The organism is Vibrio sp. Vb0349 (assembly GCF_033338975.1).
In genome coordinates, this window is record NZ_JAWOTS010000197.1 from 1 (window position 1) to 1,402 (window position 1,402).

At 46.2% G+C, this 1,402-nt stretch carries 1 protein-coding gene and 1 pseudogene; both read right to left on the reverse strand.

Annotated elements, in window-relative coordinates; translation table 11 throughout:
* Positions 1-790, reverse strand: a 790-nt coding sequence (locus tag R7Q47_RS24495; RefSeq protein ID WP_318089836.1) for an ABC transporter ATP-binding protein, incomplete at its 3' end; no start/stop codon positions are given.
* Positions 791-799: 9 nt separating this feature from the next.
* Positions 800-1,402 (reverse strand): annotated as a pseudogene (locus R7Q47_RS24500) (ABC transporter substrate-binding protein); the annotation flags it as partial.

The window sequence follows — 1,402 nt, forward strand, 5'->3', positions numbered from 1 at the left end:
TTGGCATTAAGCCCATCAATCGTTCCGTGTAAGGGTGCTGCGGATTGTCAAACAACTCAAAAATCTCCGCTTTTTCGACAATACGACCACCATACATTACCGCAACGTCATCACACACTTCAGCTACTACGCCTAAATCATGGGTAATGAAGATCATTGCCATGCCCGTTTCTTCTTGAAGTTCATTCATTAGTTCAAGGATAGACGCCTGTACCGTTACATCCAGTGCCGTCGTTGGCTCATCACAAATCAAAATGTCTGGTTTACATGCGAGTGCCATTGCGATCATCACGCGCTGGCGCATACCACCAGATAGGTTGTGCGGGTATTCGTTGAGGCGCTTTTCTGGCATTGGAATTTTCACTTTAGCCAGCATTTCTACCGCGTAGGATTCGCGCTCTTTTTTACCTAGCTCAGGACGGTGTAATTCCAACACTTCGCACAGTTGGCGGCCAATGGTATGCACTGGATTCAACGCCGTCATTGGGTCTTGGAAAATGATCGAAATGCGGTCGCCGCGCATGGCGTACATTTCTTCCGCTGGTAGCGACACCAGATTGGTACCTCGATAGTTAACCTCACCATTGACAATATTTCCGTAAGGCTTTGGCAACAGTCCCATGATAGACATGGAGGTCACGCTCTTACCACTGCCAGACTCACCAACGAGACCGAGCGTTCGTCCTGCGCGAACATCAAAGTTCACGCCATGGAGTACTTTTACCGGGCCATCATCCGTGATGAATTCCACTTCGAGATCTTTTACACTCAAAATTACATCGTTTTCCATAACACATCCTTACAGCTTATACGTGTCATCAACGACAACAACCGGTTCAAAGGTTTTACCCGACTTCATCGCTTTCTGGGTTTCTTTCTTCACGTCTTTGTCGATCCAATACGTGCCATCACCGATAACTCCGCCACTGAACAACGCTTCTGTCATTCGATTCATTGGTTTCTCTGGCAATTTCAACCAACGCCAGTGTCCATAACGAACGTAAGGCACCATGTAGCCAGTGACAATCACGTGCGCATCAATAATGTCTCGCTGAATCTCATGACCTAGTTGGATCTTCTTATCCATGTCCATGTTAAAGCGATACGCAATGATCTTTTCATCTAGCTCTGGCGTGCTGTAGTTAGTGAATGAGTTCGTTTGTGGTTTGTTCGCGTTCACGGAATGGAAGTATTCCCAATAAGTTGGGATTTCCGAAGTCCCCATATCAAAGAAAGCAAGTTCGTGTTTTTTCTCACGCACATACTTGAACATCGATGAACCATCAATCAGCTTCAGCTCAATGTCCAACCCTGCCAATTTTGCCTGTTCACGCAAGAAAGCAATACGCGGTGTATGAACTGGAGATGAGTACGTAAATTCAAAGCTCAAACGCTGACCTTT